The organism is Spelaeicoccus albus, from assembly GCF_013409065.1.
In the GTDB taxonomy this organism is placed as follows: Bacteria; Actinomycetota; Actinomycetes; order Actinomycetales; family Brevibacteriaceae; genus Spelaeicoccus; species Spelaeicoccus albus.
Genome location: NZ_JACBZP010000001.1, coordinates 3,153,660 through 3,170,659 on the forward strand (window position 1 = coordinate 3,153,660; position 17,000 = coordinate 3,170,659).

The window sequence follows — 17,000 nt, forward strand, 5'->3', positions numbered from 1 at the left end:
TTGTGGGGTCGTTGCACCTCCGGGTCCCTGAATTCGTGTCCCACACTCTACCCTCGCGTGCGGTGGAATTGGGTGACGTGGCGCATAGCAGGCAATCGTTTCCCGATGTTTCCGGTCGACGGATTAAGCGGTCAATGCGAGGTATGGGGCAAGCGCGAACAGCACCGCAACGAGCGCGTATTTCAGTCCCCGGGTCGGAACGGCGTGCGCGATTTTCCAGCCGACCAGCACGCCGATAGCCTCCGGAATCCCGACAAGCAGAGCAAGTCCCCAATCGATGTCACCGCTCACGATGTACCCGACCGAGCCGACGGCGGCGATCACCACGCTTTGCGCTTGTGCGGACGCCAGGGCCGGCAGCACCGGTACGCCGATAGCGATCAATAAGGGGACGGCTAACATCGGTCCGCCGATACCGAACATCCCGCCGGCGGCTGAAACGCACAACCCGAGGCAGATCAAGGTCGGGGCGCCGTGCGGGGGATGCTCCGGTACGGAGTTCTCTTGAGGGGAACGGCGTTCGCGGTATACGACCAGCACGGCGACAAGCGCGACGAATGCGCCGAGCAGAACACCAAACGCTCGTCCGGACATCGCCGAGTTCGCGGCAATTCCAGCCGGGGTGCCGATGACTGCGGTCCCGCCGAGCAGGCAAGCGGTCCGGCGAGTCACGGGCTCGCGCAGTTGACCCGACCTGGCGTAGGCGGCGGTGCCGAGCAATCCGGTACCGATATGAGTCACGATCGCGGTTCCCGCGACGGCGGCCGGAGAAAGCGCCGTCGCACCGAACAGCCCAACGGTCACCAGCACTCCGCCCGGCCCGAGCGCAGTGATCGCGATGCCGCCGACAAGCCCGATCATTGCCAAAAGCGCAAGCACGGGCGCCGTCAGGTCGGTCAGCACACGTGTACTTTACCCGTTCGATTCACTCGGCTTCTTCGAACGCGACCTGCGGGGCCGGGGCCGTGAAGAATTTCGTGATGTAGAGCAGGTAGAGGAAGCCGATCGCCGTCCAACTGAGTCCGACGATCATGGCGACCATGTCGAGGCTGTACCAAAGGTAGACGTTGATGATGAATCCGATCAGCGGGACTATGAGCCAGCCGACGGCGCTGCGCACGATTCGGAATCCGTGTTGGCGCAAATAGTACGCAACGACCGACAAGTTGACGAACGCAAAAGCCGTGAACGCGCCGAAGTTGATCAGCGACGTCGCAGTGTTCAGGTCGAGGAACAACGCCGTCAGCGCCACAATGCCGATGACGACGATGTTCAGCAGCGGCGTGCCAAAACGCGGCTGGATGTACCCGAAGAACTTCTTGAACAAGATGCCGTCGCGTCCCATGGCGTACAGCAACCTGGACGCGCTGGTCTGGGAGGCCAGACCGGACGAGAGCACGGAGATGAAGGCGCCGGAAAGGAAGATCGTTTGAAACACGATTCCGCCGATGTAGAGCGCGATGTGCGGAGACGCCGCGGCGATATCGTGCGTGATCGCGCTCAACGCCGAAACGTCCGGGAACAAGGTTTGCATGAAGTACGTGACGGCCGTGAAGAAGCCCGCACCGAGCAGCGCGATGAGGAAGATGGCCTTCGGCATGTTCTTCTTGGGTTCGATGGTCTCTTCGGCGAGGGTTGTCACGGCGTCGAATCCGAGAAATGCCAGCGCCAGCACCGATGCCCCGGCGAACAGACTGCCGGTTTGCATGTCCATCGAGTAGAACGGCCCGAGGGAGAATTGGGCGGCGTTGTCGGCGGTGATGACCCGGATGGTGAGCACGACGAACACTATCGCGATGACAAGTTGATAGAGCACCATGAGTACGTTCGCGGTCGCGGTGATCTTCACGCCGACGATGTTCAACACGGTGATGACCACGAGAAGTCCGACGATCCACGCCCAGCCGGGAACCGACGGAAATTCCGCCGACAGGTAGATCTTCGCCAAGAGCGCGTTGATCATGGGCAGGAACAAATAGTCCAGCAACGCTGCCCATCCGACCAAAAATCCGAGGCCGGATCCGATGGTCCGGCGCGTATAGGTATACGCCGACCCGGCGACCGGGAAGAGTTTCACCATTTTCCCGTAGCTGAACGCCGTGAACAGGATGGCGATCGTCACGATGATGTAGGACGCCGGAACGTGCCCGTCGGTCGATCGGGAGACGATTCCGAACGTGTCGAAGACGGCAAATGGCGACATATATGCAAGACCGATGAACACAACGTGTCGAAGCTTCAGTCTGCGCTTGAGTTGGCCTTCGTCGCCCGGCATTGGACACTTATCCTTCGCGAATACGTTTTTCGTCGTTTTACGCTACTTCGACTGTGTAATCAGTTGTAAGTCGCGGTAGGTCTCGTCCAGTTTCGTGGAATATTCACGTGAAGTCAACGACGTAGTACAGAAAAACGGAGACAGTGAGAGACTGACGGGCATGCCCCTCGACGCCAAATATCGGCGCACAACGTTTACGTGGTTCGCCTTCGCATCGCTCTTCACTTTCGGCATGCTGGGCAGCGTGTTGGGGCCGATTCTTCCGTACCTGCGCGCGATTGAGAACATCTCGTACGCTCAGGCCGTGGTGCCGCAAATTGCATTTTCGATTGGCGGTGGACTTGCCGGCATCCTGGGCGGGAAGCTCGGCAGGGGCCACGGCGTGCCCGTCCGCGCCGGCTTGGCCGGAATGACGCTCGCCGCATTGGCTTTGGCATTCATCAATCAGTATCCCGTCACGATAGCCGCGGCGTTCGTCATGAGCCTGTGCGGTACTTCCACGCTCGTGGCGTTATGGGCGGCGCTGGCCGACGCACACGGACAAATGCGCAGCGTTGCGATGACCGAAGGCGAGGTCGCGGTCAGCCTGGGCGGCATCTTCGCACCGCTGGCCATTGCCGGTTTGGCGACGGTGACCTTCGGTTGGCGCGGTGCGTTCGTGGCCATCGCCGTCATAGCGGCCGTCGTTCTGGCAATCTCGGCACGCACTCAATTTCCGGCGCGGCCACCCGCACCGGAACTCTCCGGACGCCGTCGGAGCGGGCTGTCGCCGACGCTGGCCGTGACATTCCTGATCGTGGCGGCCGAATGGTGCTTGATCTTCTGGCTCGCCAGCTACCTCAACGACTCCGTCAGGATCGGACGCGCGCTGTCCATCGGCATGGTTGCGGTCTTGTATGCGGGCATGCTGCTGGGCCGTTTGGTGGCCAGCCGGCTGGCCAGGACGATGAGCGCCGAACGGTTGCTGGCCTGGTCGATTGCCGTCGCGGCGTGCGGGATACCGATCGTGCTGACCGCACACGGGCCCGTCGTCGCAGGTGTGGGGATCGCCGTCGTATCGCTGGGTCTTGGGCCGACGTATCCGCTCACGTCATCGATCCACGTGGGCGCAAGCGGCAGTGGGGCGACGGGTGCCGTGTCGCAAATGGTCGTGACCAGTGCCATCGGCCAGATCGCCGGACCGCTGCTCGCCGGATTGATAGCACAAGCGGTCGGTCTGAGACTGGGAATGACCGTCATGCCCGTACTGGTGGTCGGCGCCGGCATTGCGTTGTGGCGTCATTCCCGGCGTCGGGCATCGATGGGCTGACGCAGAAATGCGCTCAGCAGATTGTTGACAATTTCTGCGCCCATTTCCCTGACTAACACTATTCACGGGTGTAACCTGTTTCACAATAAATCGTCGAGTAGAAACAGATTGTCAAGCAACGCAGCACTGACGTCGACCTCGTAACCTCCCGGCCAGCACCGTCGCGGCTACGGATCAACATTTTGCGGACGAGACGGCCGCACATGTGGTTCGTCTCGGAACGCCATTGCGACCGGGAGGCAAGCATGACAGCCAATGGGAACGATTCCGGCGAGGGGACGGCCCCGCAGGACGGCGAAGTTTCGACAAAGGTACTCAGGCGGGCCGTTGGCGCGTCAATGATCGGCAATGCCACCGAGTGGTACGACTACGGCGTCTATGCCTACTTGGTTCCGCAGCTGACTTTCAACTTCTTCCCCGGCAAATACGGCGTTTTGGCGACCCTGCTGGTGTACGCGGTCTCCTTTATTCTTCGCCCGCTGGGCGGTATCGTCTGGGGGCCGATCGGCGACCGGTTCGGACGCAGCACGGTCATGTCGATCACCATCGTCCTGATGGCGGTGGGAACGTTCCTTGTCGGCGTCGTTCCGAGCCATGCAACCATCGGCATCTGGGCGCCGATCCTGCTGATCTTCCTGCGGGTTGTCCAGGGCTTCTCCACCGGCGGCGAGTACGGCGGCGCCGCGACATTCATGGCGGAGTACGCGCCGGACAAGAAGCGCGGCTTCTGGGGGTCGTTCCTCGAGTTCGGCACGCTTGCCGGATTCAGCGGCGGCATCATCGTGACCTTGATCCTGAATGCGTCGCTGAGCGACTCCGCGATGATGTCGTGGGGCTGGCGCATCCCGTTCCTCATCGGCCTTCCGCTCGGTCTTGTCGGCCTCTATCTACGGCTTCGCATGGAGGACACCCCGGTCTTCCGCGAGCTGCAGGACAATCAAGAGGTCGAGCTCAAGGCAACCGGTGCGTTGCGAGATCTGTTCCGCAACTATCCGGGGCCGCTCCTTCGCCTCTTTGGCCTCGTTATCGCGCTGAACATCGCCGACTACATGCTCTTGACCTACATGCCGACGTATATGCAGGGCTCGCTCGGGCTCAGCGGTACCAGTGCGGACATCGTGGTGCTCATTGGACAACTGGTAATGATGGCGCTGATTTGGATCGCCGGCGCGACGTCCGACCACGTGGGACGAAAACCGATGTGGTGGTTCTCGATGATCGGCCTGTTCATCATCGCCATCCCGTGCTTCTGGCTCATGGGTCAAGGCTTGGGGTGGGCCATCCTGGGATTCACGGTCCTCGGATTGGTGTTCCTGCCGCAGCTCGGCACCATCTCGGCGACCTTCCCGGCCATGTTCCCAGCGCACGTGCGCTACGCCGGCATGGCGATCAGCTACAACGTGTCGACGGCGATCTTCGGCGGTACCACGGCGTTCGTCAACGACGCGCTGGTCAGCGCGACCGGCAGCCGAATCGTGCCCGCCTATTACCTGATGGCGGCCATGGTCATCGGCATGATCGCCTTGATCAAAGTCCCCGAGACCGCCGGCAAATCGATCCGGGGCCGCGAAGTCCCCGGCACGACCGGCGAGGGCCGCTCGGGCATCCACAACCTATCCACCTGAGGTGACGCCGGACGCCGTCCGGAGCCGGTTGAGCGGGCGGGCGCGGGCGAGCCGCGCAAAGGCCGCTCAGCCCTCGTCTCCGGCCGTTTCGTCCGGATGCCGGTTCAAGTGGATCGCCGATGCCAGCAAGCCACCCCACACCAGGACGATGGCAACGGTCATCATCACGATCGCGGAGATGCTCATACGTTCTCACCCACTTTCACCGGTTCGAATTCGTCGTCGACATCGCGTTTCCATGGAATGAGACTGACCAGCCACGCAAGCACGATGATGCCGATGCCGACGCCCCACCCGAAGGTATTGACGAACCACGCGGGCATATCGCCATACCCCTCGGTAATTCTGTCAACGACTTCCTTGATGAACATGTACCCCAGCAAGATCGGCGTCACCACCGAGACGAAGACCCGCCAGGTGCGGTTGACCGTGAACGACGACACGCCGTTGAGATGATCGCGAAGCTCCGGCAGCTTGCGGACGCCCCATCCGAGCACCAGCACTGCCAGTAGGGCAGCCCCGACGATGCCGAAGTTGTTGATGAACGCGTCGGTCACGTCGAGCAAATTCAAGCTCGTCGTCGTGGAGAACAGGGCAAGCGAAATAATCGCCAAGACGCCGCCGATGCTCCAGACCGCACGGTTTCTCGACATGGCCGTCTTGTCCCGAAGCGACGATACGACGACCTCGACGATACTGATCAGCGAGGTGAAGCCGGCGACGACTATCGATCCGAAGAAGAGCACGCCGAACCACGCGCCGCCGGGCATTTCGGAGATAATCGCCGGGAACGCGATGAACGCCAAGCCGACGCCGGAATCCACCACCTCGGATACCGGCTGGCCGGCGGTGGTTGCCATGAAGCCGAGCGCCGCAAAGACGCCGATCCCCGCCAAAATCTCGAACGCACTGTTCGACAGGCCGACGACGAGTCCTGACGCCGTCAAGTTGGTCCGCCGTTTCAAATACGACGAATACGTGATCATGATGCCGAACCCGATCGACAGCGAAAAGAAGATCTGACCGTATGCGGCGACCCAGACGCTTCCGCTGCTCAGTGCTCCCCAGTCCGGGCTGAACAACGCATCCAGGCCCCGCGCGGCGCCGTCCAGGAACAAACTGCGCACCACGATGATCAAGAACACGACGACCAAGAGCGGAATGAAAATCATGTTCGCGCGCGCGATTCCCTTTTGGACACCAAGGCCCAAGACGACCAGCACACCGCACCAGATGACGGCCAAGGGAATGAGTACGCCAGGAACGTAGTCGAACGACACGCCCGCCGTGGCGTCTTGTTGCAGGAAGGCCCCGCCGAAGAAGTCGGCCGGATCATCGCCCCACGCCTTCGTCACGGAAAACCCGGCATACCGCAATGCCCAGGCGATCACCGCGGCGTAATAGACCGCGATGACGATCGAGATGCCGACCTGCCACCATCCGATCATTTCCCCGCGACCGCTGATGCGACGGAATGTTAAGGGCGGCGAGGCACGGAACCGATGACCGAGCGCGTAGTACATGAACAGCAGCGGGATTCCGGCGGTGGACAGTGCCACCAAGTAGGGGATGATGAACGCCCCGCCGCCGCTGTCGTAGGCGACATACGGGAACCGCCATATGTTGCCGAGCCCGATGGCGGATCCCACCGCGGCAAAGATAAATGACGAACGCCGCGTGAATGTCTCGCGCTGTGCAGCCATGGCCGTCCTTCCTGACGCTGCCGATAACGTACTCGACCGCGGAGTCGGCCTGCTCGCCCTGTGGCGTTGGTTCCGGGTTTCCCGCAGACATACTCACCATAGCGGACTTTTTCGATAAAAACCGTATGCGGAATCGGTATTTGAAGAGGTGCGGCCGTTCCGGCCGCCGATCACCAACGGCCGTGATGTTCGGGAATCCGGTGAATGAGCGGAAGACAGATTGCCAGCAATGCCGCGATGCAGCCGTAGACGACGGCTTGGCCGGCCCCCGGGTCGGCTGCCACCGTCAGTATTGCCGTCACCGTCGACACCGTCGTGATCGAACCGATTTGCAGGCTCGTGGTGCGAATCGCCGCCAACGTCGATGAGCTGTCAGGCGCTAGCTGGAGCCCGGCGTTGCGGCTGGCCGGATTCATCGCCCCGCTGCCGGCCCCGATGACGAAAGTCGACACAGCCAGCCAACCGTACGGACTGACCGTGCCCGGTGGTCCGATGGCAAGCAGCGCTACACCTGCGATGACGGCGACGGCTCCGACGTAAATCGGTGGGCGATGGCCGGTTCGGCGTAGCAGCATTGCGGCGCTGAATGACAACATGATGGCCGCCACGCCCTGGGCGATCAGCAGCGTGCCGGCGCCAAGCGCGCCGATGCCGTATCGGTTGGCGGCATACAGCGGAACCAGCGCGATGACTCCCGACCGGATGCCGCTGAATACCGCATTGACGAGGTTGACGGCCCCAAACCTGCGACCGTAGATGAATACGGGATCGATGAACGGATGAGAACTCCGATTGATGTGCCGGAAGAACCACCAGAAGGCGATGACCGAGGCGGCGGCGGGAAGGACGAGCAGCGCCGGCCGCATGCCTGATCCGAGCTCCCCGACGTAGGCAATTGCAGCCATGCCGGCCAACAGGCCGGTGCCGAGCAGTGCCATTCCCATCGGGTCCATTTTCGTGCGCGGTGCACGCATTTGATCTCGATCGCGGGGAATATAGATGAGCGAGAGCACGATGACTGCGATGCCGAGGGGCACATTGACAAGGAAGACGGCCCTCCAGCTCAGGTAGGTCACGAACAACCCGCCGAAGATCGGGCCGATCATTGCGCCGATCGGGAAGATGCTGCCGAACAAGCTGACCGCCCGATCTCGTGCGTCACCGAAATAGTCGACAACGATGCCGGTCGCCGACGGAGTGAAACCGGCGCCTCCGGCAGCTTGCAGCGCCCGCAGCGCGATCAGCTGGGAGATATTTCCCGCCAGCCCGCACAGCAGCGACGCAATAGTGAATGCGATGGTCGATGCGAGGAAGACTTTCTTCCGGCCAAAGCGCTCGCTCAACCGGCCGGATATCGGAAGCATCAGCACGAATCCGAACGAGTAGGCCGTGATTGTCCAGCCGGCCCAGTTGATGGACGTGTGCAGACCGCGCTGCAATATGTGCAATGCAGTTGCGACAATCGTCGTGTCGACCGACATCATCAGCAAAGCCAGCGCTACCGTCACGAAGACGACGACACGGCGGACGGGCGGCCGCACTTGCGGTTGACGCCCGGTCAACATAACGTCAGCGAGTGTCCGGCCGGCACCACAATGAATTGCAGAACCACAATAGATAGCATAGCTAATCTCATGGACCGCCGCCGGAACGTACGAGGAGTGAGACGACCGGATGTCAGCGATGAGCCGCTCGGATTTCGAGACCACGGGCGCCACGATGCGGGATATCGATGAGTACGTAGCGCTCGTGCAATCGGCGTATCGCGGTGAGTCCTCCCGGGCCGGATGGACGACGGAAGCTCAACTCCTGACGGGCGCACGGCTCAACGCGGAACTCGCCGGGGCGACCATCGCGGATCCGGGCAGTGCCGTTCTGCTGCTCCGCACGCGCCCCGCCGGTGCACTCCGGGCCTGCGTCCAAATCACCGACGAAGGCGCTCATGTGGCCTACCTCGGCACATTGGCCGTCGAGCCGAGGCGTCAAGGGACGGGAATCGGAAGCCGTCTCATCTCGATCGCCGAAGGTTACGCACGCCGGGAATTCGGCGCGGACACCGTCCGGCTCACGGTGTTGCGTCAACGTAGCGATCTCATCGCCTTCTATCGGCGCCGAGGATACGCCCCGACGGGACGGACGGAACCCTTCCCGTACGGCGATACCCGTGTCGGCACGCCATTGCGCGATGATCTCGAATTCGTCGAATTGAAAAAGCGCATATGCGACGCTTTGACACACGTGGACGATCCAGCCGGCGATGCGTGAGCGGTAATCACACCTCGCTCCCCCGCGGGCACTTCGATGGCTTAGCCCGCGCCGCAAAGTCCTCGTTGATCTCCCTCAACGACGGTTTGGACACGTTCGCGGAATCGTAGATGTCCAGGATTTCTTGGCACAACCCCGCCGGACGCCTTGCGTTCCTCGGCGTCCTACTTGGCCATCCACGCGCACGGCGGTGAACACGATTGCCGGCGGGGTGAAATTACTGTCGACTCGTCTGGTGGCGGCGGAGGCTGCTTCGGGCGATTGGGCTGCTGAGGGGGTTAAGACGCTGGAGTCGTGGCTGGGTCGGCACACGGGCGCCGGGTACGCCCGGCAGTACTCGCGCGGCTCGGAGACCCAACGCGAACAGATGGCCAGTACCGGCGGCCAGGCGGATCTGATCCACAAGGCCCACGACGAGGACGCGGGCCGTTCGGCAAGCATTGGAAACAACACTTGGCCCGGTGGATGCCGAAAAGGTTGAGCGCGATCGGGACGCGGTACGCCGGCGCCGGTACGTGCGCCTGTCCGACCGGGGCGGCGGCGTGTACCTGGAGGGCCTATTGGACCCGGTCGCCGGTGAACACGTACGCGCCGCCCTGGACGCGGCCTCGTACCGGCCACCATCGGCGAACACCGTTTCCACAACCCCACCCCACCACCACAACTCCCCCTCGATTAAACGGCTACCGGGGTAGGACTCGCGAGTACGCGCTCACTTCTCAGCGGAGGGCTGCGCCTTCGGCTTGAAATCGACGCCGGCTTCTTTGCGCTGTTCGGGCGTAATCGGAGCAGGCGCTGATGTCAGCGGGTCGAATCCTCCGCCGGACTTCGGGAAGGCGATCACTTCGCGGATCGATTCCTCCCCGGCTAACAACGCCACGACTCGGTCCCAGCCAAATGCGATGCCGCCGTGCGGCGGGGCCCCGAACTTGAACGCTTCGAGAAGGAAGCCAAATTTAGTTTCGGCGTCTTCCCGGCTGAGTCCCATCACGTTGAACACGCGTTCTTGCACGGCGCGGTCGTGAATACGTATTGACCCGCCGCCAATCTCGTTGCCGTTGCATACGATGTCGTACGCATACGACAGTGCCGATGCCGGATCGGCATCGAACGTGTCCATGAACTCGGGTTTCGGCGACGTGAATGCGTGGTGGACGGCCGTCCACGTGCCGCTGCCCACTGCGACGTCGCCGGCCTCGACGGCTTCGGCGGCCGACTCGAACATCGGCGCATCCACGATCCACACGAACGACCACGCGTCTTCGTCGATCTGGCCGGTCCGGTGAGCGATCTCCCCGCGTGCGGCGCCCAGCAGTGCTCGGGACGGCGTCGTCTCACCGGCGGCGAAAAAGATCGCGTCGCCGTTTGCGGCGCCGACCTTCGCGGCAAGCCCGGCTGTTTCCGATTCGGACAGGTTCTTGGCGACAGGTCCGCCAAGAGTGCCGTCTTCACCCACCAAGACATAGGCGAGACCCTTTGCACCGCGCTGTTTGGCCCATTCCTGCCAGCCGTCGAGCTGACGGCGCGGCAGCGACCCGCCGCCGGGGTACACCACGGCGCCGACGTACGGCGCCTGGAACACGCGGAAGCTCGTTTCCGCAAAGAACTCGGTCAACTCGGTCAACTCGATGCCGAACCGCAGATCGGGTTTGTCCGAACCAAACCGCTCCATAGCCTCGCGATACGTCATCCTGGGGATCGGCGTTTCGATCTCGTGCCCAATGAGCCGCCAGAGCGACTTGACGATTTCCTCACCGAGGGCGATCACGTCGTCCTGATCAACGAAACTGGCCTCGACGTCAAGCTGGGTGAATTCCGGCTGCCGATCGGCCCGGAAATCCTCGTCCCGGTAGCAACGTGCGATCTGGTAGTACTTCTCGAATCCGGCGACCTGCAGCAGCTGCTTGAACAGCTGTGGCGACTGCGGCAGCGCATACCAGCTGCCCGGTGCCAGACGAGCCGGTACCAGGAAGTCGCGCGCACCCTCAGGTGTCGACCGGGTCAGGGTGGGAGTTTCGAGCTCGACGAAATCGTGAGCGTCGAGCACTTCGCGCGCGGCCTTGTTCGCCTGTGAACGCAACCGCAGCGCCGCAGCCGGGCCCGGACGGCGCAGGTCCAAGTACCGGTGCTTGAGCCGGGCCTCTTCGCCCACGTTCGCCGAGTCCTCCGCGGCGGCGGACACCTGGAACGGCAAGGTCTCGGCAGCGCTGAGGATCTCCACCTCGTCGGCGACGACCTCGATATCGCCGCTCGGCAGGTTCGGGTTCGCGTTGCCTTCGGGGCGGATCTGCACGGTGCCGACAACCTTGACAACGGACTCGTTGCGCAGCGCGTGCGTCACGTCTTCCTCACGGACGACCACCTGCGCGATGCCCGAAGCGTCCCGCAGATCGATGAAGGCCACGCCGCCGTGATCACGACGCCTATCGACCCAACCGGCCAACGTGACGGTCGCGTCCTTGTCTGTAGCACGGAGTGTGCCGGCCTGGTGGCTGCGGAGCACTGTGGTCCTTTCGAAAGAGATCAGGGATTTGACGCTTAAGTCTACGACGCCGGCGCCGCCCGGCGTGATCTGGCCGCCGGTGTGGTTAGACTGGCCAGCGTGACTACCGAGCAACCGACGGATCTGCAGGTGGCGGCGGGCGCCGCCACCTTCCATATGCTCTCCTCGGCGACGAGACTGCGCATTGTGTGGTTGCTGGTGCACGCCGAGTACGACGTGTCGGGTCTTGCCGAGGCGGCAAACGTGAGTTTACAGACCGTCAGCCAGCATTTGGCCAAGCTCCGCTTGGCGGGTCTGGTCAGCTCGAGACGCGATGGGCGTCACTTGTACTACACGGTCGACGACCCGCACGTCGTCACGCTCGTCATCGAAATCTTCGACCACATCGCTCCGGACGGTTCGCTGGCACCCGATCCGGAACCGCGCACACCGATGCCTATTCGGCACACACAACGCCCCTAGCGTCGCCCCTTCGCCGAAAGGGCGGGCGGGAGCTATGTGGCGGAAATGGCCGGGCGCAAGTCCTCGGACGGCGGCGTCCACGCATTCGCGTCGGCATCCGTCTGATCGCCCGACCGGATGTCCTTGACTTGATCGCCGTCGCTCGAGCCGAACCAAACGTACGGTATGCCGCGCCGGTCGGCGTAACGGATCTGCTTGCCGAACTTCGATGAGTTCGGCGAAACCTCCGCCGAGATGCCGCGGGCGCGCAATTGACCGGCGATCCTATCGGCGTCGGCACGCGAATCCTCATCGGCCACCGTCACGAGAACGACGGTGGGAACCCGGCGGCCGGCAGAGACGAGGCCGCGGCCGACCAGCCTGGACATCAGCCGGGTCACGCCAAGCGAGATTCCCACTCCCGGGTAGGTCTTGGTTCCGCTGGATGCCAAATTGTCGTACCGGCCACCGGAGCACACCGACCCCAAGTCTTCGTGCCCCGACACGACTGTCTCGTAAACCGTGCCGGTGTAGTAGTCGAGTCCGCGCGCGATCTTCAGCTGCGCCCGAATCGCACCGGGTGCGCGCTCGGACGCCGCAGTCATCAGTCCGGCAAGAGCTTCCAACCCCTCGTCGAGCAGGGGGTGCGTCACGCCGAGCGCCCGCACGTCGTCGACGACCGACGCGTCGTCGCCTTCGATTTGCGCCAGCGCCAGGCACAGCCGCACCTGTTCGTCGTTCGCCCCGCATTCGTCGGCAAGCAGCTGCCCGACGGCGTCCGGCCCGATCTTGTCGAGCTTGTCCAGAGCGCGCAGGACGCCGCTGACGTCGTCGATGCCGACGCCCAGGCTAAATCCCTCGAGGAGTTTGCGATTGTTGACTTGTATGGTCATCGGCGGGACGCCGATATCGCGCAGTTTGCCAAAGACCTCGGCCAGGATCAACGGCACCTCGACTTCGAAGAACGCCGGAAGCTCACCGTCCCCGACGACGTCGATATCGGCTTGGATGAATTCGCGGAACCGGCCGTCCTGCGGCCGCTCACCGCGCCAGACCGGCTGGATCTGGTATCGCTTGAACGGGAAGACGAGTTTGCCGGCGTTCTCCACCACGTACCGCGCAAACGGCACGGTCAGATCGAAGTGCAGGCCAAGCGGATTGCGCTCTTCGCCCGGTTCGGCATGCAGCCGATTCACGGCGTAGACCTCTTTGTCGATTTCTCCCTTGCGCGAAAGCTGCTCGATCGTCTCGACGGCGCGCGTGTTGATTTCCGCGTATCCGTGCAATTCGAATGTCGAGGCGAGCGTGTCGATGATGTGACGCTCGACAATCCGATCTGCCGGCAGCCATTCGGGAAAACCCGACAACGGGGTGGGACGCGCCATGAAGCGACTCCTGGTCTGGGGTGGGAAACGTGCACGTACCAGATTACCGGCCCGGCAGCCGTGCGCTCAGCCCAGAGTCACGGCGTCGTGCGCGCTCGACGATTCTGTGAACTTCTACACATTGTAGAAATTACGACTTTTACAGCTTGTAGAAATTCGGTGACGGGCCTACTTTCGTTGTATGAAGAATTTTCGCGACGAGCTTTCTCAGCGTGAACGCGATGTGGTCGGCGACGAGTGGGCCGGCGGACTGCCGGTTCAAGAGGGCCGGACACCGCGGATCCGCGTCGGCAAGAACCGATGGTTCGACGTCCTGCTCATCCTGCCGATCGGGTTCGTGCTGCTGATCACCGCCATCGCCGTTGCGAAAGGGCTGCGCGGCATGCCGTCCGTGCAGCATTTCATCAGCGAATATCCCGGGCTGTCACTGCCGGACGGCGCCAAAGAGCATGCGGGTCTCCCCCGCTGGGTCGCCTGGCAACACTTCTTCAACATGCTGCTCATGATTCCGATCATGCGCGCCGGTCTGAGCATCCTTGCCGACCATCCACGCCTCTACTGGCATCGCAGCTCGGTTCCGGGCAGCGAATGGTTCCGCATGCACAGGGCCGTGCCGCCCGAGACCCTGTACACGGCAAAAGACGATTCGGTCACCCTGCCTCCGGGCGTCGGGCTACCGAGCCGACGCCACTCGATCGGCCTGGCCCGGTGGTGGCACCTCAGCATGGACTCGCTCTGGCTGCTCAACGGGATCGTCTTCTACGTCCTGATCTTCGTCACCTGGCAATGGCACCGGCTCGTGCCGACCAGCTGGGACATCTTCCCGAACGCACTGTCGGTCGCCATCCAATACGCATCGCTCAACTGGCCGATCGATCATCCGTGGGTCGGCTACAACGCTCTGCAGCTGCTTGCCTATTTCGTCACGGTATTCATTGCCGCGCCATTGGCGTTCATCACGGGCCTCGGTATGTCGCCGGCCCTGTCGACGAAATTCAAATGGATCAGCAGGTTCTTCAGCATTCAGCTGGCCCGATCGATCCACTTCTTCGTGCTGCTGTGGTTCGTATTCTTCATCATCGTGCACGTGACGCTCGTCGTAGCCACCGATGCGCTGCACAACTTCAACGTGATGTACGCCGGAAACAACGGACACGGCTGGGGCGGCTTCATCATCTTCGCCATCTCACTGGCCATCCTCGTCTTTGTCTGGGTCTCCGTCACGCCGCTGACCAACCGGCATCCTCGAATCGTCCAACGCGTCGGATTCGCCATGGTCGGGCCGTTCCAAAAGCTGTTCGAGCACGTCGATTCAAAGCCCGGTGAATACACCGAAGCCGATATCTCCACACACTTCTGGAAGAACGGCACGTACCCGAAGTCGAAGGAATATTCGGAGCTGTACGACAACAACTTCGAGGACTACAAGTTGCAGATCTCCGGGCTCGTCGAAAACCCGCAAGAACTCAGCTTGGCCGACCTTCGCGCTCTGCCCTATCACGACCAGATCACCCAGCACTATTGCATTCAAGGCTGGTCGGGCGTGGCCAAATGGGGCGGCGTGCAGATGAGCACGATCGTCGATCTGGTCAAGCCCAGCCCGAAAGTCAAGTGGGTCGTGTTCTACTCGTTCGCCGACGGCTCGGACGGCGGTCTCTACTACGATGCGCAGCCCATCGAGCAGATGCAGTACCACTTGACAATGCTCGCTTACAACATGAACGACGAGACACTTCCGTACGGCCACGGCGCCCCGCTCCGGCTGCGTAACGAAGTGCAGCACGGATTCAAGATGGTCAAGTGGATCAAAGGCATCGAATTCGTGGAGAACTTCTCCGATATCGGCAGCGGTTGGGGCAGCTACAACAGCGACCACGAATTCTTCGGCTACCGGCAGTCGATCTGATCGGCAGTCGATCTAACCGGCTGCCGATCAGCGCGGCGCCATCCGAATGGCGCCGTCCAAGCGAATGGTCTCGCCGTTGAGCATCGGGTTGCTGACGATGTGTTTGACCAGCGCCGCGTATTCGGCCGGCTTGCCGAGGCGGGACGGGTGCGGGACCTGTTCGCCGAGTGACCGACGTGCCTCTTCCGGTAAGCCCGCCATCATTGGCGTCTCGAAGATGCCCGGCGCGATGGCCATCACCCGAATCAGGCTGGACGCGAATTCGCGCGCGGCCGGCAGAGTCAGCCCGGCGACCGCCGCTTTGCTGGACGCATAGGCCGGCTGGCCGATCTGGCCGTCGAATGCCGCAACGCTCGCGGTGTTGACGATGACGCCGCGCTCCTCGCCCACCGGCTCGGTCGTCTGCTGCATCTTCGCACCGGCCAGCCGGACGACGTTGAACGTGCCGAACAGATTGATGCGGACGACGCGTTCGAAGTCTTCGAGCGGCAACGGACCCTTTCGACCCACGATCTTGCCCGGTGTCGCAACGCCGGCGCAATTGACCGCTATGCGCAGCGGGCCGAGCTCGGCGGCCCTGTCGATGGCAGCGCTCACTTGATCGGAGTCGGTCACGTCGGTCGGCACGAACGTGGCGCCGTTTCCGATCCTGGCGGCGCATTGTTCGCCGTCGGACTGCGGAAGGTCCAATAAAACAACCGTTGCCCCGGCCGCCGAGAGTTCGGTGGCCGTTTCGAGGCCGAGCCCGGACGCACCGCCGGTGACGACGGCGACCGATTGCGAGATATCCATGACGAGGATCCCTTCGTTGATTAGGTTCATTCAATCAGGTCGTGAGTTCCGGCCGGCCCGCCCGCCGGGGCCGGAGCTTCGTCAACCGAGGAACGGGTTTGTGGCAAGTTCGCGGGCAACGGTTGACGACGGCCCGTGGCCGGGGTGGACGGACGCCTCGGCAGGAAGCGCCGGAATCACTGTGGCAAGCGTGCCGTCCATCACTGTCTGGTCGCCGCCCGCCAGATCGGTGCGTCCGACCCCGGAAGCGAACAGAACGTCGCCGGTGAAGACGTGCACGTCGTTCCCGCCGGTGATCTGCCAAAGGGTGGAACCTTGCGTGTGGCCGGGCGCCGGGATTGCCGTGACGGTCAGGCCGGCCATCGCGGCAGGCGCGGCGCCGGGCTCCGTGACCTGCGGCGGTGTCCAGGCCCTGCCGGCCAGGGCTTGCCCCATGACTGCGGCCAGTTCCGGTCCGAGCGATCCGACCGGATCGCTCAGCCACCAGTGGTCCCGTCTGTCCAGATAGGCCGGGATACGCCACCGGTCCAGCACGCTGGGAAGACCGAGCACGTGATCCGGGTGTCCGTGCGTCACAAGCATTGCCGCAGGCTCGAGCGACAACTCGGCGAGCTTGTCGGCCAGCGGCGCGGCAGCGCCCAAGCCGGCGTCGACAAGGATGCACGGACGGCGCGCCTCGGCACCCGGTCCCGGCGGTTCAGTTGCCGCGACGATGTAGCAGTTCACGCCGAGAAAGGGCGCGACGACCGAAGTGACGAACATGACCCAACCCTAATCAGTATCGAGTTGGAAACGA

Annotated in this window: 14 protein-coding genes; 5 read left to right on the plus strand and 9 right to left on the minus strand. The window is 62.9% G+C overall.

The features are described 5' to 3' along the window. Positions 1-123: 123 nt before the first annotated feature. Complete coding sequence (locus BJY26_RS14640; protein ID WP_218852439.1) at positions 124-903, minus strand: sulfite exporter TauE/SafE family protein; 780 nt, start codon at positions 901-903, stop codon at positions 124-126. 22 nt (positions 904-925) lie between these two features. Then, entirely contained in the window at positions 926-2,275 is a 1,350-nt protein-coding gene (locus tag BJY26_RS14645; protein ID WP_179428954.1) for an APC family permease, read from the minus strand. 160 nt (positions 2,276-2,435) lie between these two features. On the opposite strand from BJY26_RS14645, the gene BJY26_RS14650 reads away from it, so the two are divergent. Together BJY26_RS14650 and BJY26_RS14655 are read left to right on the plus strand one after the other, a co-directional pair. Continuing rightward, a complete protein-coding gene (locus BJY26_RS14650) occupies positions 2,436-3,584 on the plus strand; it encodes an MFS transporter (protein WP_179428955.1) in 1,149 nt (382 codons plus the stop codon). A gap of 245 nt (positions 3,585-3,829) precedes the next feature. Continuing rightward, positions 3,830-5,209 (plus strand): MFS transporter, encoded by a 1,380-nt coding sequence (locus BJY26_RS14655; RefSeq protein WP_179428956.1) that lies wholly within the window; start codon positions 3,830-3,832, stop codon positions 5,207-5,209. Positions 5,210-5,275: 66 nt separating this feature from the next. Here BJY26_RS14655 and BJY26_RS14660 read toward each other — a convergent pair whose 3' ends face one another. The 3 genes from BJY26_RS14660 to BJY26_RS14670 all read right to left on the minus strand — a co-directional run bounded on the left by BJY26_RS14660 (position 5,276) and on the right by BJY26_RS14670 (position 8,477). Then, positions 5,276-5,395, minus strand: a complete 120-nt coding sequence (locus BJY26_RS14660) for a methionine/alanine import family NSS transporter small subunit (protein ID WP_179428957.1) — start codon at positions 5,393-5,395, stop codon at positions 5,276-5,278. Beyond that, positions 5,392-6,912 carry a sodium-dependent transporter gene (locus tag BJY26_RS14665; RefSeq protein ID WP_179428958.1) on the minus strand — a complete coding sequence of 507 codons (1,521 nt, stop codon included), beginning with the start codon at positions 6,910-6,912 and terminating at the stop codon, positions 5,392-5,394. The genes BJY26_RS14660 and BJY26_RS14665 overlap by 4 nt, the downstream gene beginning before the upstream one ends. A gap of 170 nt (positions 6,913-7,082) precedes the next feature. Then, on the minus strand, positions 7,083-8,477 hold the full coding sequence (locus BJY26_RS14670; protein ID WP_179428959.1) for an MFS transporter: 1,395 nt from the start codon (positions 8,475-8,477) through the stop codon (positions 7,083-7,085). 118 nt (positions 8,478-8,595) lie between these two features. Here BJY26_RS14670 and BJY26_RS14675 point away from each other — a divergent pair, with 118 nt between their 5' ends. Further along, positions 8,596-9,177: a GNAT family N-acetyltransferase gene (locus tag BJY26_RS14675; protein ID WP_179428960.1), complete on the plus strand. Its 582-nt coding sequence runs from the start codon at positions 8,596-8,598 to the stop codon at positions 9,175-9,177. A 712-nt stretch (positions 9,178-9,889) separates the two neighbouring features. Here BJY26_RS14675 and aspS read toward each other — a convergent pair. Continuing rightward, entirely contained in the window at positions 9,890-11,680 is a 1,791-nt protein-coding gene (gene aspS / locus BJY26_RS14680) for an aspartate--tRNA ligase (protein ID WP_179428961.1), read from the minus strand. A 99-nt stretch (positions 11,681-11,779) separates the two neighbouring features. Here aspS and BJY26_RS14685 point away from each other — a divergent pair, with 99 nt between their 5' ends. Continuing rightward, positions 11,780-12,142: an ArsR/SmtB family transcription factor gene (locus BJY26_RS14685; RefSeq protein WP_308191214.1), complete on the plus strand. Its 363-nt coding sequence runs from the start codon at positions 11,780-11,782 to the stop codon at positions 12,140-12,142. 32 nt (positions 12,143-12,174) lie between these two features. Here BJY26_RS14685 and hisS read toward each other — a convergent pair whose 3' ends face one another. Continuing rightward, positions 12,175-13,506: a histidine--tRNA ligase gene (gene hisS / locus BJY26_RS14690; protein WP_179428962.1), complete on the minus strand. Its 1,332-nt coding sequence runs from the start codon at positions 13,504-13,506 to the stop codon at positions 12,175-12,177. Between the two features lie 181 nt (positions 13,507-13,687). Between hisS and BJY26_RS14695 the strand changes: the two genes are divergently transcribed. Further along, positions 13,688-15,412 carry a molybdopterin-dependent oxidoreductase gene (locus BJY26_RS14695; RefSeq protein WP_179428963.1) on the plus strand — a complete coding sequence of 575 codons (1,725 nt, stop codon included), beginning with the start codon at positions 13,688-13,690 and terminating at the stop codon, positions 15,410-15,412. A gap of 27 nt (positions 15,413-15,439) precedes the next feature. On the opposite strand, the gene BJY26_RS14700 is transcribed toward BJY26_RS14695, so the two are convergent. Both BJY26_RS14700 and BJY26_RS14705 read right to left on the minus strand, forming a co-directional pair. Next, positions 15,440-16,204 carry an SDR family NAD(P)-dependent oxidoreductase gene (locus BJY26_RS14700; protein ID WP_179428964.1) on the minus strand — a complete coding sequence of 255 codons (765 nt, stop codon included), beginning with the start codon at positions 16,202-16,204 and terminating at the stop codon, positions 15,440-15,442. 81 nt (positions 16,205-16,285) lie between these two features. Next, entirely contained in the window at positions 16,286-16,966 is a 681-nt protein-coding gene (locus BJY26_RS14705) for an MBL fold metallo-hydrolase (protein ID WP_179428965.1), read from the minus strand. Positions 16,967-17,000 lie beyond the last annotated feature (34 nt).